The sequence below is a fragment of the Nodosilinea sp. P-1105 genome (genome assembly GCF_012911975.1).
Classification (GTDB): Bacteria; Cyanobacteriota; Cyanobacteriia; order Phormidesmidales; family Phormidesmidaceae; genus Nodosilinea.
Window position 1 is genome coordinate 1 of the sequence record NZ_SMDQ01000090.1, and the last position, 19,329, is coordinate 19,329.

A 19,329-nucleotide genomic window follows, 5' to 3' on the forward strand; every position below is an offset into this window, starting at 1 on the left:
TCCTTGAGTTGCACCATACACCTGCTCTGTCAGAACAGTGCAAATATACTGAAATTCTGTTTATCCGAACAGTATTGCGACAACATCCAACTGACTGAAACCGATCTGCGCACAGAGCTAGCGATTCTCCTGTGGAGAGGCTGCGCCAACGCCCTCTTCCAGCAAGAGCGAATCACCCTGGGTACGGCTAGCCAAATCGCTAGCCTCCATCAGATTGAATTTCAACGGCTAATTGCCAGTCGCGGTATCTGTATTCACTACGACATTGAGGAGCTAGAGCAAGATCTTTCCAGCCTACGCCAGGAAGGTTGGTAATGATAATCATCAGCAATACCTCACCATTGAGTAACCTAGCGGTTATCGATACCCCGGCAGGAGGTCTAGATATGAGAAAAATTAGTTACAGCAAAGATGTGGATGCGCTCATAGTGGAGCTTTCCGAAGACCCCATCGCCTATGCCGAAGAAGACGGACAGGTAATTTTGCATTATTCAGCCAATGAAAAGCTGGTCTTGGTCGAAATCCTGGATTTTAGAAGATTCATGTCTGAGGAAACAGTTACAGCACTTTTGGCCTCAAAAAACCCCTTTTTCAACTATCCATGACTCTCTAATAAGGCACATTCCATGACTAAGTTAACCGTCTCTCTCCCAGAAGCACTAACCGCCTATCTGCAAGAACAACTGGCATCGGGCCAGTACAATACTGCTGACGACTACATTCAAGCCCTCATTCAGCAAGACAAAGCCCGCAAAGACCACCTTGAAACCCTCTAAAGGTAATACCAATGCTCTCTACCCAAATTATTGAAACCCTCGATAAGCTTCCACCCAATATTCAAGCAGAAGTTCTTCACTATGCTGAATATCTTGCTAGCAAGTATGCAGAGACTCTACCCTCTGGAACGCCGCCCCAAAAATATCGCCAAGCGGGAACCATGAAAGGTATGTTCACCATGGCCGAAGACTTTGACGCGCCCTTAGATGACCTCAAAGACTACATGTAGCCATGTCCATCCTGCTTGACACCCACGCCCTAATCTGGTTTCTCGATAACGACACTCGGCTTCCCGTTAGTACCCGAACCCAAATTGAAACTACCCCCACCGTCTTTGTTAGCGTTGCCTCCCTCTGGGAAATTGCCATCAAAGCCAACATTGGCAAACTTGACCTCTCTGCTCCGTTCAGCACCATCGAACCTAACCTGATAGCCCTGGGCATTTCGCAACTGCCCATCACCTTCAAAGACTTGGAGGTTTGTCTATCGTTACCCTTGCACCACCGCGACCCCTTCGACAGAATTCTTATTGCCCAAGCCATCAGTTACTCTCTATACCTGGTTAGTCAAGACACTCAAATGGACGCCTACGCTATCCATCGACTCTGGGAACCTTCTCAACAGGACACATAGCCATGACAGAAGCCTCAAAATATAATTTCCCTAAAGCCGAAAAAGTACAAGTCTTTGAGCAGGTCGATACCTACATCGAGACGCAGCATAACTACGCACACGATCCATCGGTGCAAGCGGCTATAGCCGACTTACAAACCCTGATTACTCACCTCCAAACCCAGCATCCCAACGTCGCTACCGAGCCCGATGCCCTGGCCATCCTCGTTCTGGCCCATTTGCGGATCTCCCTACAACAAGCCGAAGCAGGTGACTTGAAGCCCATCTCTGACCTCTGGAATAGCAGCGTTCACCGCCATCAACAATTGATTGAGCGCCGCAACTAAGGCCCCAAATCGCCTTACCATACTGCTTAAACCGCTTTCATGCGACTAAATTCGCCGGTTTGTCGCAGGGCATCTAAGAAAGCATAGAGGGCCGGGGTGTGCAGGGCATCTTTCAGCATGGTGGCCCCGATCGGGCGAGAGATTGGGAAGGGCAGCGGATAGATCTGCACATCGGGGGGCACGGGTTCAGCGGCCAGACGGGGCAAAATGGCGATGCCCAGCCCCTGCTGCACCATCGCCACCATAGACGAGTCGTGGCGGATGCAGTAAGCAATCTCTAGAGGATGTTCCTGGGCGCCGAGCACGGTGCGGATGCGGAGACCACAACTGCTGTGGCTAGAACCGATAATCGGCATTTGACGCATGTCATCGATGGTAAGTATTCCGGCTTGGGGTTGATGGCCGGGGGGCAGCAGGGCAACATAGTCATCGTCGAAGATCAGGTAAGTGTCGTACTCGTCGCCGTCGATAGTTTCAGCCACACAAATGTCGGCATCCCCCTTGGCCAGGGCCTGCTTGAGTTCGTACACCTCATCCATTTCGATGACGCTAATGGCGATCGCGGGGTACCGACGATGCAACCGCGCGATCGCACTGGGCAGCACATGGGTCGCCACACTGCGAAAGGAGGCAATGCGCAGGGTGCCTCCTTGCAATCCCTTGGCCTGGTTGGCCTCGTGGGCCATGGCATCCAGCAGGCCCAGCACCTGCCGAGCGTGGCCAGTAACCCGCTCCCCCACCGGGGTGAGCTTGGCCCCGTGGCGGCCTCGCTGCAACAGCATCACCCCCAGTTCAGCCTCCAGCGTCGCGATCGCATGGCTGACAGTCGATTGCGATAGGTCGAGCTCTAGGGCCGCTTCGCTGAAATTGCCCGTATCGGCGATCGCCACCAAAGCCCGCAGCTGAGCCAACTTAATTTTGCCAGGGTTCATGATCAGTTCCCTAAATGGCTGGAAACGATTTTCCCTAGGCTAACCGATAGGGTTTGAGCCAACATATCGATTTTTTGCATAGCTGCTATTCAAGCCATGGTTTGGCAAGCCCAGGGGGGCTAGATACAGTGACATCATCTGCTGACAAGGAGGCACCACTGTGAACCGGAACCCCTACTATTCTCCCCATGAACTCAATCGCCAACGCTATCGGCTAGAGCAATTGGTTGCCAAACAACCATCGTTGCCCTGGCGGCAGGCCTTAGCCCAGGCGGGGCAGCAGTTAGTGCGATTTTTAACCGCTGCCCCGGCTGAACCCCGCGTCTGGCAGAGTAGCCAGCGAGGGCAGAGCATCTGGTGGGTATATGACCCCGTTAGCCAGCGGCGTCAGTCGTTTCGGAGTGAATTAGAGGTACGTCAGTGGTTAGATAGCCGTTATTACGATTAGTCTGCCCCACCCCTGCCTACTTCGACAGGTTACCCCTCCTTCGACAAGCTCAGGACAGCGTCTGGGGTCGCTGCGGTGCTAGCGAAGCCATGCCGCAGGCTATACAGCACAGGCTTCCCAGGAGAGGATAGTGAATTTGTTTTTTCAGAAACTTTCTTAACTCGAATTCAGGACTCAAATTCAGGTTAAGACATACGCCGTACCCAACTGTGATTCACGTTTAGGGCTAATAGCACCAGACAAAGGGCAACCCAAAAAAAGGTGCAGTAGCGATTGTCTACTGCACCCAGCTTGAGTTGATGAGTCAATCGTTCAGGAACTTAGTCTGCCCCTAGAAGGAATAGCCCAGGCCAATGCTGCCATTAACTCGGCTATTTTCATAGATGGACCAGTTCACGGCACCATTGGCGACAATCCGGTCGGTAATCCGGTAGTCAACGCCACCGGTAACCATAGGACCAACCGCCCCGCTGCCTTGGGTGGAGACAGACACCCCACCACCCAGGTAAGGAAGGACTCGACCATCTCTGGTCACGGCATTGAAATCGTAGGTAACCGGAACCAGGAAGACAGTTTCCCCGTCTCCACTGAAGTTGAGGTCGCTAAGTACCCCAGGCCGGAGGGAGACATTGTCGGCCACAGTGAATTTACTGTTGATCGATAGACCAACGTCGCTGGTACCCAGGCTACCGACGCCAACCCCAGCGCCAACGTAGTTATAGTCAGTGGTCTTTTCTTGGGCGCTAGCGGCCATGGGCAGAGCCGCCATGGAAGCTGTAGTAGCCAGACCCAACGCGATCGCGGCGATAAAACGAGTTTTCATAGTCATTCTCCAAATGCAAACTGTGTGTTGAGATCCCCCCAAACGTCCCCAAACAGGTTTGAGTCGATGTCATCAGGTCGGGATGGGTGTCGCGCAGTGGATGTTTCCTTGCGGCGCATGACTATGTTGTAGCGCCGGGGGGTAGGGGGTATTTCACCAGACCATGACACTTTATAGAGTGGGTGATACGAAGGCACTAATTAGAATGTGACAATTTAGCGCCCATCATCTCACAGAGACAGCCAAATCCCTTTTTACACAAGGTTTAGCTATTGTGCCAATTTTGCCAAAAAAACAACCGAAAACCCTACTCTGGGCCTGTCACCTCATCTGGCACAGTGGATTGTCACAGGAAAGAAGGGTCGCAGGGCGCGGTTCACGACTCACGATTCACGATTCACGATTCACGGCTCACAGCTCACCGTCTACCTTCCCCACCTCCCCCACCTTCCCCATCTCCCCATCTCCCCACCTCCCCATCTCCCCATCTCCCCATCTCCCCCACCTCCCCTACCCCTCCCGACTCTCCAACAGCTCGTTAATTTGGTTAAAAATTTCCTCAAACAGCTGGGGAGGCGCGCCGCCGGGAATCAGCAGATCATTCATCACAAAAGACGGGGTTCCCTGGAGTTGCAGTTGCTGGGCCAGCTCAAGATCGGCTTGGACAGCAGCGGCGGCGGCATCACTGGTGCGATCGCGGTTGAACTGCTCCATATCCAGGTTCATCGCCTCTGCTAGTTCCACATAAAGCTCATCCCCCAGGCGATTTTGGTTGACGTATAGGCCATCGTGGTACAGCCAAAACTGCCCCTGCTGATCTGCGGCCCAAGCGGCCTGGGCCGAGGAAACGGCTTCTGGGTGGATCTGAGTCAGGGGAAAATGCTTATACACATAGAGGATGTCGGCTTCGTGGTTACCCACAAACTGCTTCATGTGGCCAGCGGCCACCGCACAGTAGGGGCACTGAAAATCAGAAAACTTAAACAACACGACCTCAGCGTTGGCATTCCCCTTGGTGGGGGAATTGCCAATTAAGGTTTGCCGATCCATCGAGCCAATTACTGTAGTCACCAGGGCCTGGTGTTCCTCTCGGCTTTCCGGGGGGGTAGATGCGTTACGCCTAGGCAACAACAGCACCAGGGGCATCAGCAAACCTAAGCCAACGGCCCCTAAACAAACCCATAGCAGCAGCTTAGATTGCCGGAGTTGTTGCCAACGTGTTTCCATGGTTGCCTTGCCACTGGTCGCGGTTACAGGTTGACTATACCAAGCCCTTCCCCACAGCGGCGTTGCTGATAGGGAACAAACCATACCTGTGCTAAGCAACGCCCCCACGGCATCAAGCGTCGCCAATGGCACTAATTGAGATAGGCAGAATGGGCAAGCCGCTCCACCAAGTCCCGCAGTCGTCGCTTGGCCCGGGACGCCCGTTGGCGCAGGGCCGCCTGGTTAGGAACCGCCTGGCCTTGGGCGACTAGCCATTGGCTAATCTCGTTCCAGGTCCATCCCTGGACGGTCTTCATGTACAGCAGGGTGGTGGCGTAGGGATCGTCTTGATGCAATTGGTCTAGCGCCTGATAGAGCAGCTCCAGGTCTTCCCGCACCATCTGCATCTGGAGCAAATGGGGACCATCGTCTACCATCATCGTGTCTAACAGGTGGGGTTCGATGGCGCTAAATCGTTGTTTGCGCTTACGCTCATAAATAACGTGAATCGCGGTCGCTTTTAACCAGGCTTGGGCATTATGGATGGTTTCTCCAGCCTGAAGCTTTTTCTTGCCGCGCAAATAAGCTTCATGGAGCACCTCAAACGCCTCCATATGATTTCCTAAGCGGTATTGATTAAGGGTGCTTTGAATTGCCCTGATGAGGCTGTAAGCCTGGGGATTATCTTGGCTTAAAACATTGGCTAGGGCACGGTCAAACACATCCCGCACCGGGCAAGCGGTGGGCTGTAAATAGGGGCTATTATGGGGGGTCTCGTCAGCAGAGCTCATAGGGGTGGGGCGTGAGGGATAGGATCACGAACCAGTCGTGATAACCGTACCTTCACCGCCATCAGGGCCAATTTCGGAAAGTTGGCGTTATCGCCCAGTCTGTTAGGTCAGTCTGTTACTGGTACAAAAACAGGCGTTGGGCCGCCCGGGTAAACGCCACATAGCAGAGTTGGTTGCGCTCTACCACGTTGCGGTTAACCAGCATGGACGGTACATCGACGAACACATCTTGAAAGGTGGAACCCTGACTTTTGTGAATGGTGAGGCTATAGGCATAGTCGACACTGTGGAACCGCTGCTGCAAGTCCCAGAACTCCATCCAGCGCTTTTCTTTGGCTAAAAAATCACACCGGGCCTGAAATTCCTGCTGCCCTGACTCGTGGAGTATCCGCAGGGTTCTAAAGTCCCCTTCTTCGGTTTCTACCTCTAACTGCCAGATAGGCCACTCCCCCTCCCGCCCGCGGGCAATATGCAGCACCTCACATTCGGCGGATGTGGGCAAAATAATAGAATCTCCTTCTAAGCAGGGGGTGAGGGCAATCAGCCGTTCCCCTGGCACAAATCGGCGGGTATTGGGACCATAGATGGCGGTGCGAATCATCCGGTTGAGTTGGGCCACCCGGCGGTTGGTGTAGGCCAGGGCGCGTACCTGGTCGGGGTTAGCCTGGTAAGCCTGGCTGGTAAAGGCTCGAATCAGCAGCTTTTCCCAGGCCAAGCGAGGCACCACAAAGCAGCCCTCGGTTTGATCGGCGTTGGTGTCGCTGCTGAAGCGGGGCAGGCGATCGCGCACTAGGTTACGGCGAATGTCTTCGGCAATTACCCCGATGGCACCGCCATAGCGCACCACTTCAGTCAGAGCCGAGCGGTGGATAATCTTGCGGAAACAGGCGGACTCTTGCTCATTCACCGGGGGTAACTGGGCCGAGTCCCCCACAAATAAAATTTGGGTGTCTTGGTACAGGCTGGATACGGCATTGACTAACAACTGCCACAGTTCTTCGTTCACCATCGAACATTCATCCACCACCACCAGGTTGTAGCGATCCAGTTGGCTGCCTTGCTGCCGATCGAGTTGGAAAACCTGCTTACCGCTGTCTTCATCAATCACGGGCCGCAGCCCCAGCAATTTGCAACAGGTCATGGCGTCAATTCTGAGTTGCCATTGGGCGGCCATGGCGGCCAACACTTTTGTGGCTTTGTTGCTAAAAGCCGTGAACACAATGGCCCGTTGGTCCCCCTGTCGCCGTAGCCCCTGAATAAATACTTGCAGCAGGGTAGTTTTGCCCGTGCCCGCATAGCCGGTCAACAGATAGAGCTTTTCCTGGCTGTGAACAAAGGCCTCTAGGGCCTCTAGGGCCGCCATTTGTTCCGCTGTTAGGGTCAGGGCCTTGCCCTTGGGGTCGGTGGGGCTGCGCTTTAGGTGCGCCATAGGTTCGACTGTCGCAGACTATGGTCTAGCATAGTGCTTATTTACTATAGTAAGGCCAGCAGCAGCGGGGAAATAGCCCCAGCAGAGCGTGATACCAGGAGGGCGTAATACCGTGCAGCCACAGCTGACAAGAATATGGCCGCTGGGGGCAGCCCTGGCCTGGGGATTGGTATCTGCGGTGCCAGCCCTGGCCCTGCCCCCAGTCGATGACATTCCCGAAGAAATTTTGCGCACGGAAATCATCACTGAAGCGCGATCGCCCCTGACTGGCGAGCCCCTATCAGCGGAGGACTATGCTGCCCTGGTGGAAGACCTAAGGGATCCCAACACCCCGAGACGGGTAAGTTCCGACTTAAATCAGCTGATTTTTCTGTTGCAGCTACGCCGACTTGGCAGGCGCATTCTGCCCATGATCATTCAGTAGGTAAATTAAGCGATCAGGAGATAGATCGGGAAATCAGGCCGGGGGAGGTGCTGCGTCCTGCGCTGCCTTAGTAGCCCGACTGGATAAAAAATTCCCTCTGGAAAGCGCTAAGTTTTGTTAATCTATTCCGCAGATAGTAAACTTTCTTCAGCCAGATGTCCTACGGGAGATATCGATATCCAGTCTCAGGCTACCTCTGCGATCGCCCCCCTAAGGGGCAGCGCTTAACTTGTCCACCTGTCGCCCTAGCCTCAGCATCGATCCAGGGTGTATCGTGACATCACCCACGGCTTCTGCCTGTCTTTTAATAACCAATCTGTGGATTTTCAAATATGGCTATCACCGTTGACTCTGAGCAGATTGACCGGATTGTTTGGAACCAGCACCACGACCCCTTTGAGATTTTGGGGCCTCACATGGTGCAGCAACAAGATGGCAAAACCCTGTGGGCGGTTCGTGCTTATCTGCCCCAGGCTGATAAAGCTTGGGTGATTTTGCCCGAAGTCCACCAAGAAGTGGAAATGGAAACCAACCATAACCCCCACTTCTTCGAGTGTGTGCTAGAAGTGCAAGATCTAGCCAACTATCAGCTCAAATATGTCAGCGGTGACCACACTCACGTCATCTACGACCCCTACGCCTTTAAAACTCGCACCATCACCGACTTCGACATCCATTTATTTGGCGAGGGCAACCACCACCGCATCTATGAGAAACTGGGTGCCCATGTGACCGAGGCAGAAGGGGTCAGCGGTGTATATTTTGCTGTGTGGGCTCCCAATGCTCGTAACGTCTCGGTGCTGGGTGATTTCAACCACTGGGATGGTCGTAACCATCAGATGCGTCGTCTATCCAACGGTATTTGGGATTTGTTCATTCCCACCCTGAAAGCTGGGGAATCCTACAAATACGAAATCAAAAACTACGACGGCCATATCTACGAAAAGTCAGACCCCTACGGCTTTCAACAAGAGATTCGGCCTAAGACCGCGTCCATCGTCACTGATCTAGACAGTCATGCCTGGCAAGATATCGATTGGATGGAGAAGCGTCGCCAAACCGACCCCCTCAGCCAGCCGGTCTCGATTTATGAGGTGCACCTGGGGTCCTGGCTGCATGAGTCATCCGCCAATCCAGCCCGCCGTGCCGACGGCAGCCCAGAGCCAGTGGTTACCGTGGCCGAGCTCAAGCCAGGGGCCCGTTTCCTCACCTATCGAGAGCTGGCGGATCGCCTGATTCCCTATGTGAAAGAGCTGGGTTTTACCCACATTGAGCTACTGCCCGTAGCCGAGCACCCCTTCGATGGTTCCTGGGGCTACCAGGTCACTGGCTACTATGCGGTTACCTCCCGCTACGGCACCCCCGAAGACTTTATGTACTTCGTGGACCAGTGCCACCAAAACGGTATCGGGGTGATTGTGGACTGGGTACCGGGCCACTTCCCCAAAGATGGCCATGGCCTCGCCTTTTTCGACGGCACCCACCTTTATGAACATGCCGACCCCCGCAAGGGCGAACACAAAGAGTGGGGCACCCTGGTGTTTAACTACGGCCGCAACGAAGTGCGCAACTTCCTGGTGGCCAACGCTATCTTCTGGTTCGAGAAGTATCACATCGATGGCATTCGGGTTGATGCTGTGGCCTCCATGCTTTACCTCAATTACCTGCGCAACGATGGGGAGTGGGTGGCCAATGAGTACGGGGGCAGCGAGCATATTGAGGCCGCAGACTTTCTACGCCAGGTTAATCATGTGCTCTTTACCTATTTCCCTGGAGTGCTGTCAATCGCCGAGGAATCTACCGCCTGGCCGATGGTGTCATGGCCGACCTACGTGGGTGGTTTGGGCTTCAACCTGAAGTGGAACATGGGCTGGATGCACGACATGTTGGATTACTTTCACATGGATCCCTGGTTCCGACAGTTTCACCAGAACAATGTCACCTTCAGCATTTGGTATGCTTTTACCGAAAACTTTATGCTGGCTCTGTCCCACGACGAGGTGGTGCACGGCAAGAGCAACATGCTAGGCAAAATGCCTGGGGACGAGTGGCAAAAGTTTGCTAACCTGCGCTGTCTGTATACCTACATGTTCATGCATCCTGGCAAAAAAACCCTGTTTATGAGCATGGAGTTTGGCCAGTGGAGTGAGTGGAATGTGTGGGGGGACTTGGAGTGGCATCTACTGCAATACCAGCCCCACCAAAGCCTAAAGCGGTTCATGGGCAAGCTGAATGAGTTCTACCGCAGTGAGCCCGCCCTCTACACCCAAGACTTTGATCAGGTCGGCTTCGAGTGGATCGACTGTAGCGACAACCGCCACAGCGTGGTGTCGTTTATTCGCCGTGATCAGAATAGCGGTGATTTTGTGGTGGTGGTATGTAACTTTACGCCCCAACCCCATAGCCACTACCGGGTGGGGGTGCCAGAAAAGGGCTACTACAAGGAGCTATTTAACAGCGACGCCCGTGACTTTGGCGGCAGCAACATGGGTAACCTGGGCGGGAAATGGTCCGATGATTGGGCCTTCCACAGTCGGCCCTATTCTCTGGACTTGACCCTGCCACCGTTAGGGGTGATTGTGCTCAAGCTGGATCAAGCGGCCACCCAGAAGGCCCTAGCGGGAGAGTCGGCTGAGCCCTAATTAAACCCAATAATCGCAAAGCCCGTGCCTTCCCTATCTGGGTAAGCACAGGTTTTGCTGAACTGCGTGCTGGTATTGAACTGTGGGAATCAGGCGAGCTGAGCGATCGGCAAAAAGCCAAAATTTGGTATCAGCAACTGGAGCGGGTGGATAACCAGCTAGAGGCTCTTCAAGAGTCTCGAAGGTTCATTATCAAGAAGCTGGAACAGTTGCAGAGCCGTGGGCCAACTCCAGATCGTTCCATGGGTATATCGCCCTAGCCAGTACGCTAGGATGAGAGTAGTGGCTGCGGGGTAAAGACAATGACCCAGGCAAAGGCAAAGCTGGCTTCTTTTGAGGAGTATCTGGCCTACAGTGATAAAACGCCGCTAGAAGGGCGTTATGAATTGGTGGGTGGGGAGTTAGTCGAGGTGCCGCCAGAGTCTGAAGAGAATAATTGGCTGGCGCTGAATCTGCGCGACTATTTAATTCAGGTAGTACCGCGTCGTTTGGTACGGGTTCATGCCTGCGAGGTACAGGTCCCTGTTTTACAGCCTAAAGATGCGGCCAATCGCTTTCCTGATCTGATTGTGCTGCGCCAGGAGCATCTGAAACTGACTCAGCGACGGTTGACGATTACCCGCGATATGCCGCCGCCGCGCCTGGTGGTGGAAGTGGTGAGCCCTGGCAAGACAAATCGAGACCGGGACTATGGACAGAAGCGGGCTCAGTATGCAGCCATTGGTGTGCCGGAATACTGGTTGATCAACCCAGTGGCTCAAACTGTAATGGTGCTGACCCTGTGTGGAGAGGGCTACCAAGAGGTGGGAGTGTTTGGCATCCAAGCCGCCATTGCCTCGGTTGAGTTTCCAGACTTGGCACTCAGGGTGGAGCAGCTCTTTGGCCCTGAAAGCTAACCTAGTATAGGAAGGCAGAATTAAGAAGGCAGTAGGCAGTAGGCAGTAGAGCTACTCTCGTGCACAGCAGGCAGAAAGGGAATCCCGCTCTAGGCAGAAGTTTGGGCTAACGGAAGTAGGTGAGTCATTCCTGCCGTATAGACTATCGACACAATCCCGTCTGCATTTTGCATGCCTACAAACCCCTACGGTTGGATCGATAAATCTCTGGCGGCGCTGCACCGGGCCCACCGCTATCGGTCAGTCCAGGCGATCGACGGCATGGCCGGACCAATGATTCAGCGGCAGGGGCAAACCCTGGTCAACTTTGCCAGCAACGACTATCTGGGCCTGACCAGCGACCCCAGGCTGGCCGCAGCCGCGATCGCCGCCATCCACACCTACGGCACCGGCAGTACCGGCTCGCGGCTGCTGAGTGGCCATCGAGAGCTGCATCGGGAGCTAGAACAGGCGATCGCCGCCCTCAAGGGTACCGACGATGCGATCGTCTTTAGCTCTGGGTATTTGGCTAATTTGGGGGCGATCGCCGCCCTGGTCGGCACCCCAGATGTGGTTCTCGGGGATGAATACAATCATTCCAGCCTCAAGACTGGCGCCAGAGCCAGTGGAGCCGCCGCCCTGGACTACCGCCATGGCGATATGGCCCACCTGGAAGAGTTGCTATCGATCCACCGTGCTCAGTACCGCCGCTGTCTGATTACCACCGACAGCGTCTTTAGTATGGATGGCGACCTCTGCCCCCTGCCAGAAATTCTAGAGCTGGCGGAGACCTACAACGCTATGGTGCTAGTGGATGAAGCCCACGGTACTGGCGTATTTGGCACAAATGGCTCTGGCGTTGTAGCGCATCTGGGCTGTGCCGGGCGGCCCTTGATTACCGTTGGTACCCTCAGCAAAGCCCTAGGCAGCCTGGGGGGGTATGTGACCGGCTCTCAAACGTTGATTGACTTTTTGCGAAATCGCGCTCCCGGTTGGATTTACACCACAGGTCTAACCCCTGCCGCCACGGCAGCAGCCCTAGCGGCAGTGCAGATTATTCAGCAAGAACCTAACCGCCGCCGTACCCTATGGCAAAACGTTGCCATAGTCAGCCAAGGACTAGATCGGCTGTTTGAGGCCGCAGCACCTCCTCAACTCAAACCGCTGCCGTCTGCCTCACCGATCATTAGCCTAGAAGGCCCATCGGCCAGGGCTGTGCTCAACGTCAGTCAACAGCTTCAGCAAGTCGGGCTGTGGGTACCAGCGGTACGCCCGCCCACAGTACCCAGCAGCCGATTACGCATTACCCTGATGGCAACCCATCAGCCTCACCAACTGGATCAACTCATGCAAGCCTTATCAGCGACGGCTACCATAGCCGTATAGTCAACGCCCACGTCTTCTGTAACCTGCAGCGCCCTGTAGACCTGCTGTCTAGCGGCTTGGGTCCACATTGATGTGACCGCCCCCAATGGCTGACTAGAAGCCAAGCCATAGGGGGCCACTGGGCGGGTCTGCCAATCGTGCATATGTCGATGCATAGCGACCACTAACCAGGGCACAGCCTCTAAAACCTCTTCGGGCATCAGTGTGAGATAAAATTGGCAATCTTGATTGTAGCGGCGAATGCCACGACCCCCTTTGGTATTCGCCAGAAACTCAGCCCCCAAATTAACCCCAATTCTTAGCACTAGTGGCCGATCTGGCACAAGTATATCTGGCGCTGAGTAGGCATAGAGGCAAAGGTAGTTCAATCGCTGCTGCTGATCTGTCCATGAAACCTTAGGTAGGGTACTGGCATAGGACTTTTCGCGAGTAATAGTGACAGCTACATCTAATTTTGCCCCCAGCAAGTGATAAAACTTTGACCGCAGGGTAGATAGATCACGAGCGGTCTCTGGGGTCATGCTTTAGTTCCTATGAAAAGACGTAAAAAATTACCTAACTCAAGGCCACGCTCCCTGAGCCGTTTAGGAATGATCGTGAGGCCTAGCGCTTAGAACTCCAACGACGTTGCTTATGACGGGCTAGGGTTTTGCGTTTACGCTTTTCGATGGGGGTTTCAAAGTGGCGATTTTTCCGCATGTCGGAAAAAATACCAGCCCTAGATACTTTACGCTTGAAGCGCCGCAGGGCGGATTCAATGTTTTCGTCTTCTCCCAAAACAACTTGGGCCATTAGATCTCCTGAAAATCAATATTGATAGGCTTGGGAATCACCTAAGTCCTATCTACCGAACATCTCGCAGAGGGAGTGACCTCTGCCTGTAAGGATGACCGATGACTATTAGGGATGAGCGCCAGTCCAAACCCCTTATGAGGAATGCCAGCAAGATCATGCCAACTAATAGTCACCGACCAATTACCCTATCGGCGGCTGTTCCAACTACCGCCGCCGCCGCCACCACTGCGGGGTTCACGCGGGCGGGCTTTGTTAACCTTCAAATCGCGTCCCATCCATTCGGCCCCATCCAGGGCATCAATGGCCGCAGTTTCATCAGCTTCGTTTTCCATCTCAACGAATGCAAAGCCCCGAGGCCGACCTGTTTCGCGATCGGTGGGCATACTGACCCGGCTGACGGTACCGTATTCGGCAAAAACCTCAGATACCTGATCTTGAGTGGCATCAAAAGACAGATTGCCAACGTAAATAGACATGTCTACATCTCCGCAGAGAAAACAGTAAAGCAAAGTTATGAGGAGATATACCTTAGCTCAAAATGAAACGCAGGCACTGACCAAAAACTTACTTGCCCAAGGATACCACAGGCGCTCTTGGTGATGCAGTGGAGAACCTGAGCTGGGAAAGCGGGACCAACTAATTAGGATCAGAGCATCGCCAGGATTTTCCTGTGCTCTGCTGCTACGGCTAACCGATGGGCCACCTCCGAGGATGTGCTCTTTTATCGCTGGCTGGCCGCCGCCTAACCGCCATGGTTGAGGGGTTAAGGGGCCGGTTAGCAGGTTCCAGACACAGTCGCCGACTAATGTGGCAACATATTAGTCTTCAGGTAAAACCCACTTCGGAGGCCGAGAGGCCCGCTCAAGAATTTTCTTGCGTACGGCCTCATCGGCAATTTCTAACATTTTGTCGAGGGGGGTATCAGCGATAAACTTGGCCGCGTCTTCGCTGTACTTCAGGTTGGGGCACTCGTCGCCCAAGACACAACCATCTTTACAGTCCACTGCGCAATTCACTGCCATTGTGATCTCTCCTACGACTTTCCCATAGGAAATTGTAACAATCTCAGTTAAGGTATTGCACCAGACCGCATCTGCAAGAGCATGGCCGTGACCGCTTTCGCTGGCAGAGGATGGGAAAAGTAGTATCCCTGGCCAATGGGACAACCCATGTCAAGCAGGCATTGTTTTTGATAGTCCGTCTCTATCCCCTCGGCCACGACGGTCATATTCATCCCCTCAGCCAGGCTTAGAATCGCCCAAATAATCCCCCTCGATTCTGACTGATGACGTTCTGGCTGGAGTTTCCCCACGAATGATTGATCAATTTTGAGGATGTCCAGGGGGAACCGCTGCAGATAGCTGAGGGACGAGTAGCCGGTACCAAAGTCGTCAAGACTGAGCTGAATCTGACGCTGGCGTAGGGCTGATAGGACATCAGCGGTGTGATCAGTGTCTTGAATCAAAGCCCGTTCAGTGATTTCTAGGTGCAAGCAGGTGGGGTCAAGGCCGACATCTTCCAGTACTGTGGTCACAGTCTCAACAAATCCAGGGCGATGAATCTGATGACTGGCCACATTCACACTGCCAAACAGAGGAATGGTGGGAAAGTGTTGTTGCCATTGGCGCAACTGCTGACAGGTGGTGCGTAGCACCCACTCCCCGATTGCCCCAATCAGACCGGCTTCTTCGGCAATGGGAATAAACACTTGGGGACTAATCATCCCCTGTTTGGGGTGGGGCCAGCGGGCTAGGGCCTCTACCCCCAGCCATTGCCCTGTATGCAGGTTAACCTGGGGTTGATAATAAACCTCAAGCTGATCTTGCGCTAAGGCTTGGCGCAGGTCATGTTCTAGGGTGAGGCGATGGAGCATTTCCTGGTGCATTTCAGGATCAAACACTTCATAGCAGGCCCGCCCCCGGCTTTTGGCTCGATACATGGCGGTATCGGCATCGCGCAAAATTTCAGTGCCGTTGTGGTAATGGCGGGCTGACCAGACAATGCCGATACTAGCGCTGATCACCACTGGCTGCTGATCAAGCTGAATCGGTTGGGCCAGCCCTGCTTGAATGGCGGTAGCCATCGTGATCGCGCTGGTAATGTCATCTAGATTTGACAGCAGCAGCCCAAATTCGTCACCCCCCCAGCGGGCCAGGGTATCGACCGGGCGCAGATACTGGGTAAGGATGTGGGCCACCGATACAAGTAACTGATCGCCAGTCATATGGCCTAGGCTGTCGTTAATCAGCTTGAAGCGATCGATGTCGATAAAGAGTACGGCAAAATGCTGGTGCCCCTGGCCCTGGTGCAAGGCATAGTTAACTCGCTCTAGAAACAGCGTACGGTTGGGCAATTGGGTGAGCTCGTCGTAGAGGGCCTGGTGACGCAACTGTTCTTCAATCTGCACCCGTCGGGTAATATCTCGAGAAACGGTTTGCAGCTGGGTAATTATCCCTTGATCGTTCAGAATTGGCCGGGCTAAGGTCTCCAGCCAAATGTAGTCCCCTGACTGCTGGGCAACCCGACACACAAACCGGCTCACCTGCTGGGGGGGCTGCAAGGCTTGGATTTGCAGCCGAACTCGCTCGCAGTCCTCTGGGTGAATTAGATCATAGAATTTTTGGCCCATCAGCATCTCGGCGGAGTAGCCTAGCACCCCCTGGCAGGAAGGACTGACATAGAGATAGTAGCCGTCTAAGTTATGCAAACCCACCAAATCACTGATGTGCTCTGCTACCAGGCGGTAGCGGGCTTCTGACTCGCGTAGATGTTGCTCAATCCGCTTGCGCTCTTCAATTTCTTGGCAGAGGGCCTGATTGGCTAAGGCCAGTTCGGCGGTGCGTTCCTGCACTTGTTGTTCTAAATTTTGGTTGAGCTGCCGGACGGTTTGCTGGGCCGTCCATAGGGCTAGTTGGGTTTTAACCCGCACCAGCACTTCTTCCAGTTGAAAGGGTTTGGTGATGTAATCCACGCCACCGACCGCAAAGGCCTGCACCTTGTCTAGGCTGTCCCCTAAGGCACTGAGAAAGATCACGGGGATGGCTTGGGTCTGTTGGCTGGCTTTGAGCCGCCGACACACCTCATAGCCATCCAGGTCAGGCATGCGAATATCTAACAAAATCAAATCAGGCGGGTTGGCTTGAGCCACCCGGAGTGCCATTTCTCCGTTGATCACACCGCGCACATCGTAGCCTTGGTCCGACAAGGCGGTGGCCAGTACCCGTAAATTTTCCGCTGTATCATCCACAATCAGGATGATCGGATTCGGTCGTGGCTGCATTGCGCACCCGCTCCACCAGTTCAACGATTTTGTCACAGCGAAAGCCGCTAACCCATTGCCGGAGCGTTTGGGCTAGGGATTTGTGGGGGGTTGGAATTTGGTCAATCAAGTCGCAGAGGACCTGATTGTTAACCGCGATCGCATTGTCATAGAGGGACTGAATCCAGTCTGCGGGCATTGCAGTTAGATCAAGGTCACTTAAATCAGGGCTAACCATCGGCTGGGACGGGGGGGCAGGAAGCCTGCGATCGCTATAGAGATAGCGTACCCCGAGATGTTGCAGGATCTCATCGAACACCTCGGTCTCGCGGATGGGTTTACGCAAGAAGCCATCACAGCCGCTCTCCAAGGCCACCTGTTCTTCCTCATCAAAGGCACTGGCGGTGAGGGCGATGATCACAGGCGGTGGATCGGCGATCGCTTTAATCTGCTGCGTCGCCTGATAGCCATCCAGCACTGGCATGCGTAGATCCATAAAGATCAGCTGGGGGTGCCAGTCCTGCCATTGGGCCACGGCCTCTTCCCCATTGATCACGGCTTGCACCTCAAATCCTACAGTTTCCAGTAATGCCACCAGCAAGCGCCGACTAGGTTCGTTGTCATCGGCCACCATAATTCGGATTGGCGGTTGGTCATCGGCCAACCCAATCACCTGCTGAATCGTGCTGCGGGGCTTCAGGTCCACTTGGTTCAGGGAGGTGACAGGGAGTCGTAGGTGAAAAGTACTACCGGCCTGACTCGAGTCGGCCAGGGTTAATTCGCCCTCCAGTAAATGGGCAAATTGGCGGCTAATGGCCAGGCCCAGGCCAGTCCCTTGCTGGAGAATTTGCCCTGCCTCTACCTGGCTAAAGGGTTGAAACAGATGCTGAGCTTGGTCGTGAGCAATGCCCGGGCCAGTGTCACTGACGGTAAATAGCACAGTACAGGCATCGCTGGCGGCATCGGCCGCCCCTAGGGCTTCGACTGACAGCGTAACGGAACCGCTGTCGGTAAACTTCAGGGCGTTATCGAGCAGGTTTAATAGAATCTGCTGGAGCTTACCCTGATCACTACGAATGCAGGCCGGTAGGGTTTCCTCTAAGTTGAAAGTGAGCATTAACCCCTTCTCGTTGGCGCGGGGCAGCACCATATCGACCAAGCCCTGGATTAAGTCTGGCAGGCTAAACTCACTGAGGTTGATGGTGGCTCGACCTGCTTCAATTTTGGCCATGCTGAGAATGGCATTAATTAGATTGAGCAAGTGTTCACCACTGGTGTTGATGGTATTGAGATAGCTCTGGGTTTCGGTCGGCAGACTGCGATCGCGCAGCAAGTACTGGGTGTAGCCAATAATGGCATTCAGGGGGGTGCGCAACTCATGACTCATGTGGGAGAGAAAGTCACTCTTGGCCCGGTTAGCCCGTTCAGCCGCTTCCTTAGCCTGTTGGGCCTGATTCAGCAAGCTAACTTGGTACAGAGCTACCCCCACATGGTGGGCCACTTGGGACAGCAGAGCCACATCTTCTGGTTGCCAGCGGCGGGGGCCGCTGTTTTGGTAAGCGCTCAGCAGTCCCCACAGTTGGTCTTGCTGAAAGATGGGGACGATGGCGTAAGCCCGCACCTGAAACTGTTCCAGAATATCTAGGTGGCAGGGGCTGTGGTTACCCAGGTAAATATCATCCACGACAAAAGTCTGCCCCTGGCGGTAGCGGCCTCCCCCATGGTCTTGCAAATAGGTGTCGACCCAGATGGTACGCTTGCCTTTGCCTACTAGGGGGATCCAACCATTGCCCACCGACTCAGCCACAAAGTGACCACTCCAGTCAGGGGCAAACTGGTACACCGAAGCGCGATCGCAGCCGAGAATCTGGCGTACCTCCTGGGTGGCAATGGCAAAGATATCTTGCAGTTCAAAGCTTTGGCGCAACCGATCTACCATGCGCCCCAGGGCTTGTTCCCGTTCAATTTGTTGCTGCAAGCGCACTTCCGCCAGCTTATAGCGGGTAATATCGCGCCCCACCGCCCGAATTTCGACCAACTGCCCTTGGTGATCAAAGCAGCCCTGATTGTACCAATGCTGCCACAGAATGTTACCGGTGCGAGCCCGAATCCGCGACTCATGGTTGATCTGGGCGTGCTCTGGGGTCAATGTCAGCAAATTTAATTGCGGCCAACCATCCAACCCCTGTTCCAGGTGGGGCGGCTGGGTAAGGGTGTCTAGTGATTGGGGCGAACAACCAAAGTAGTCGCAGTAAGCTGCATTGGCAAAAATGACTTGCCCATCAGCCCGAAATCGACACTCTAACTCAGCCTGGGTCATATTTGGATTGCCTCGGGCAGTGCACCCCTGTCTGGGTTGGTTTGACCATTGTTATACAAACTAGATTAGCGGTGATAAAGCTTTAAGCGACGGGTCTGTAAAGATTTAGTCTCAAGGGGACAGGGGACAGGGGACAGGCAGAGGGACTGTAAACCCAAAACTCTCCCCCATCTCCCCCATCCTCCCCACCTCCCCCATCCTCCCCACCTCCCCCATCCTCCCCACCTCCCCATCTCCCCATCTCCCCACCTCCCCACCTCCCC

22 protein-coding genes are annotated in these 19,329 nt (G+C 54.3%); 11 read left to right on the plus strand and 11 right to left on the minus strand.

Annotated elements, in window-relative coordinates; all coding sequences use genetic code 11:
- From E1H13_RS24140 to E1H13_RS24165, 6 genes are all read left to right on the plus strand, one after another.
- Window positions 1-315, plus strand: a 315-nt coding sequence (locus E1H13_RS24140; RefSeq protein WP_240966826.1) for a UPF0175 family protein, incomplete at its 5' end; no start/stop codon positions are given.
- 71 nt (window positions 316-386) lie between these two features.
- Window positions 387-605 carry a DUF2283 domain-containing protein gene (locus E1H13_RS24145; RefSeq protein WP_169617548.1) on the plus strand — a complete coding sequence of 73 codons (219 nt, stop codon included), beginning with the start codon at window positions 387-389 and terminating at the stop codon, window positions 603-605.
- Window positions 606-626: 21 nt separating this feature from the next.
- The gene (locus tag E1H13_RS24150) at window positions 627-776 is read left to right on the plus strand and encodes a hypothetical protein (protein WP_169617524.1); all 150 of its coding nucleotides are present in this window, start codon (window positions 627-629) and stop codon (window positions 774-776) included.
- Window positions 777-787: 11 nt separating this feature from the next.
- Window positions 788-1,006, plus strand: coding sequence for a DUF2281 domain-containing protein (locus E1H13_RS24155; protein ID WP_169617526.1), 219 nt, complete (start codon window positions 788-790; stop codon window positions 1,004-1,006).
- Between the two features lie 2 nt (window positions 1,007-1,008).
- Window positions 1,009-1,410 (plus strand): type II toxin-antitoxin system VapC family toxin, encoded by a 402-nt coding sequence (locus tag E1H13_RS24160; RefSeq protein ID WP_169617528.1) that lies wholly within the window; start codon window positions 1,009-1,011, stop codon window positions 1,408-1,410.
- 2 nt (window positions 1,411-1,412) lie between these two features.
- On the plus strand, window positions 1,413-1,736 hold the full coding sequence (locus E1H13_RS24165; RefSeq protein WP_169617522.1) for a hypothetical protein: 324 nt from the start codon (window positions 1,413-1,415) through the stop codon (window positions 1,734-1,736).
- A gap of 26 nt (window positions 1,737-1,762) precedes the next feature.
- Here the strand turns inward: E1H13_RS24165 and E1H13_RS24170 are convergent, their stop codons facing one another.
- Window positions 1,763-2,668 carry a LysR family transcriptional regulator gene (locus E1H13_RS24170; protein ID WP_169617530.1) on the minus strand — a complete coding sequence of 302 codons (906 nt, stop codon included), beginning with the start codon at window positions 2,666-2,668 and terminating at the stop codon, window positions 1,763-1,765.
- A 160-nt stretch (window positions 2,669-2,828) separates the two neighbouring features.
- On the opposite strand from E1H13_RS24170, the gene E1H13_RS24175 reads away from it, so the two are divergent.
- Window positions 2,829-3,116, plus strand: a complete 288-nt coding sequence (locus E1H13_RS24175; protein ID WP_169617532.1) for a hypothetical protein — start codon at window positions 2,829-2,831, stop codon at window positions 3,114-3,116.
- A gap of 331 nt (window positions 3,117-3,447) precedes the next feature.
- On the opposite strand, the gene E1H13_RS24180 is transcribed toward E1H13_RS24175, so the two are convergent.
- The 4 genes from E1H13_RS24180 to E1H13_RS24195 all read right to left on the minus strand — a co-directional run bounded on the left by E1H13_RS24180 (window position 3,448) and on the right by E1H13_RS24195 (window position 7,365).
- Entirely contained in the window at window positions 3,448-3,939 is a 492-nt protein-coding gene (locus E1H13_RS24180) for a porin family protein (protein WP_240966828.1), read from the minus strand.
- A gap of 510 nt (window positions 3,940-4,449) precedes the next feature.
- Window positions 4,450-5,166 carry a thioredoxin domain-containing protein gene (locus E1H13_RS24185; protein WP_169617536.1) on the minus strand — a complete coding sequence of 239 codons (717 nt, stop codon included), beginning with the start codon at window positions 5,164-5,166 and terminating at the stop codon, window positions 4,450-4,452.
- 131 nt (window positions 5,167-5,297) lie between these two features.
- A complete protein-coding gene (locus E1H13_RS24190) occupies window positions 5,298-5,936 on the minus strand; it encodes a hypothetical protein (protein ID WP_169617537.1) in 639 nt (212 codons plus the stop codon).
- 115 nt (window positions 5,937-6,051) lie between these two features.
- A complete protein-coding gene (locus tag E1H13_RS24195; protein ID WP_169617538.1) occupies window positions 6,052-7,365 on the minus strand; it encodes a DEAD/DEAH box helicase in 1,314 nt (437 codons plus the stop codon).
- Between the two features lie 112 nt (window positions 7,366-7,477).
- On the opposite strand from E1H13_RS24195, the gene E1H13_RS24200 reads away from it, so the two are divergent.
- The 4 genes from E1H13_RS24200 to bioF all read left to right on the plus strand — a co-directional run bounded on the left by E1H13_RS24200 (window position 7,478) and on the right by bioF (window position 12,692).
- Entirely contained in the window at window positions 7,478-7,789 is a 312-nt protein-coding gene (locus E1H13_RS24200; protein WP_347404217.1) for a hypothetical protein, read from the plus strand.
- A gap of 332 nt (window positions 7,790-8,121) precedes the next feature.
- The gene (gene glgB / locus E1H13_RS24205; protein ID WP_169617539.1) at window positions 8,122-10,431 is read left to right on the plus strand and encodes a 1,4-alpha-glucan branching enzyme; all 2,310 of its coding nucleotides are present in this window, start codon (window positions 8,122-8,124) and stop codon (window positions 10,429-10,431) included.
- A gap of 302 nt (window positions 10,432-10,733) precedes the next feature.
- On the plus strand, window positions 10,734-11,327 hold the full coding sequence (locus E1H13_RS24210; RefSeq protein WP_169617540.1) for a Uma2 family endonuclease: 594 nt from the start codon (window positions 10,734-10,736) through the stop codon (window positions 11,325-11,327).
- Between the two features lie 171 nt (window positions 11,328-11,498).
- Window positions 11,499-12,692, plus strand: coding sequence for an 8-amino-7-oxononanoate synthase (bioF, locus tag E1H13_RS24215; protein ID WP_169617541.1), 1,194 nt, complete (start codon window positions 11,499-11,501; stop codon window positions 12,690-12,692).
- Here bioF and E1H13_RS24220 read toward each other — a convergent pair.
- The 6 genes from E1H13_RS24220 to E1H13_RS24245 form a co-directional block, all read right to left on the minus strand.
- Complete coding sequence (locus E1H13_RS24220; RefSeq protein ID WP_169617542.1) at window positions 12,647-13,213, minus strand: hypothetical protein; 567 nt, start codon at window positions 13,211-13,213, stop codon at window positions 12,647-12,649. The genes bioF and E1H13_RS24220 overlap by 46 nt on opposite strands.
- Before the next feature lie 82 nt (window positions 13,214-13,295).
- A complete protein-coding gene (gene rpsU / locus E1H13_RS24225) occupies window positions 13,296-13,484 on the minus strand; it encodes a 30S ribosomal protein S21 (protein ID WP_169617543.1) in 189 nt (62 codons plus the stop codon).
- Window positions 13,485-13,672: 188 nt separating this feature from the next.
- Entirely contained in the window at window positions 13,673-13,963 is a 291-nt protein-coding gene (locus tag E1H13_RS24230; protein WP_169617544.1) for an RNA-binding protein, read from the minus strand.
- Window positions 13,964-14,305: 342 nt separating this feature from the next.
- The gene (locus E1H13_RS24235) at window positions 14,306-14,515 is read right to left on the minus strand and encodes a hypothetical protein (protein ID WP_169617550.1); all 210 of its coding nucleotides are present in this window, start codon (window positions 14,513-14,515) and stop codon (window positions 14,306-14,308) included.
- A 41-nt stretch (window positions 14,516-14,556) separates the two neighbouring features.
- Entirely contained in the window at window positions 14,557-16,767 is a 2,211-nt protein-coding gene (locus E1H13_RS24240; protein ID WP_169617545.1) for an EAL domain-containing protein, read from the minus strand.
- Window positions 16,727-19,066 (minus strand): GAF domain-containing protein, encoded by a 2,340-nt coding sequence (locus tag E1H13_RS24245; protein ID WP_169617546.1) that lies wholly within the window; start codon window positions 19,064-19,066, stop codon window positions 16,727-16,729. The genes E1H13_RS24240 and E1H13_RS24245 overlap by 41 nt, the downstream gene beginning before the upstream one ends.
- Window positions 19,067-19,329 lie beyond the last annotated feature (263 nt).

Bases quoted from the DNA above. Each gene is read 5' to 3' on its own strand.
- E1H13_RS24145 (WP_169617548.1), top strand. From the start codon at position 387: ATGAGAAAAATTAGTTACAGCAAAGATGTGGATGCGCTCATAGTGGAG.
- E1H13_RS24150 (WP_169617524.1), top strand. From the start codon at position 627: ATGACTAAGTTAACCGTCTCTCTCCCAGAAGCACTAACCGCCTATCTG.
- E1H13_RS24155 (WP_169617526.1), top strand. From the start codon at position 788: ATGCTCTCTACCCAAATTATTGAAACCCTCGATAAGCTTCCACCCAAT.
- E1H13_RS24160 (WP_169617528.1), top strand. From the start codon at position 1,009: ATGTCCATCCTGCTTGACACCCACGCCCTAATCTGGTTTCTCGATAAC.
- E1H13_RS24165 (WP_169617522.1), top strand. From the start codon at position 1,413: ATGACAGAAGCCTCAAAATATAATTTCCCTAAAGCCGAAAAAGTACAA.
- E1H13_RS24170 (WP_169617530.1), bottom strand. From the start codon at position 2,668: ATGAACCCTGGCAAAATTAAGTTGGCTCAGCTGCGGGCTTTGGTGGCG.
- E1H13_RS24180 (WP_240966828.1), bottom strand. From the start codon at position 3,939: ATGAAAACTCGTTTTATCGCCGCGATCGCGTTGGGTCTGGCTACTACA.
- E1H13_RS24185 (WP_169617536.1), bottom strand. From the start codon at position 5,166: ATGGAAACACGTTGGCAACAACTCCGGCAATCTAAGCTGCTGCTATGG.
- E1H13_RS24190 (WP_169617537.1), bottom strand. From the start codon at position 5,936: ATGAGCTCTGCTGACGAGACCCCCCATAATAGCCCCTATTTACAGCCC.
- E1H13_RS24195 (WP_169617538.1), bottom strand. From the start codon at position 7,365: ATGGCGCACCTAAAGCGCAGCCCCACCGACCCCAAGGGCAAGGCCCTG.
- glgB (WP_169617539.1), top strand. From the start codon at position 8,122: ATGGCTATCACCGTTGACTCTGAGCAGATTGACCGGATTGTTTGGAAC.
- E1H13_RS24210 (WP_169617540.1), top strand. From the start codon at position 10,734: ATGACCCAGGCAAAGGCAAAGCTGGCTTCTTTTGAGGAGTATCTGGCC.
- bioF (WP_169617541.1), top strand. From the start codon at position 11,499: ATGCCTACAAACCCCTACGGTTGGATCGATAAATCTCTGGCGGCGCTG.
- E1H13_RS24220 (WP_169617542.1), bottom strand. From the start codon at position 13,213: ATGACCCCAGAGACCGCTCGTGATCTATCTACCCTGCGGTCAAAGTTT.
- rpsU (WP_169617543.1), bottom strand. From the start codon at position 13,484: ATGGCCCAAGTTGTTTTGGGAGAAGACGAAAACATTGAATCCGCCCTG.
- E1H13_RS24230 (WP_169617544.1), bottom strand. From the start codon at position 13,963: ATGTCTATTTACGTTGGCAATCTGTCTTTTGATGCCACTCAAGATCAG.
- E1H13_RS24240 (WP_169617545.1), bottom strand. From the start codon at position 16,767: ATGCAGCCACGACCGAATCCGATCATCCTGATTGTGGATGATACAGCG.
- E1H13_RS24245 (WP_169617546.1), bottom strand. From the start codon at position 19,066: ATGACCCAGGCTGAGTTAGAGTGTCGATTTCGGGCTGATGGGCAAGTC.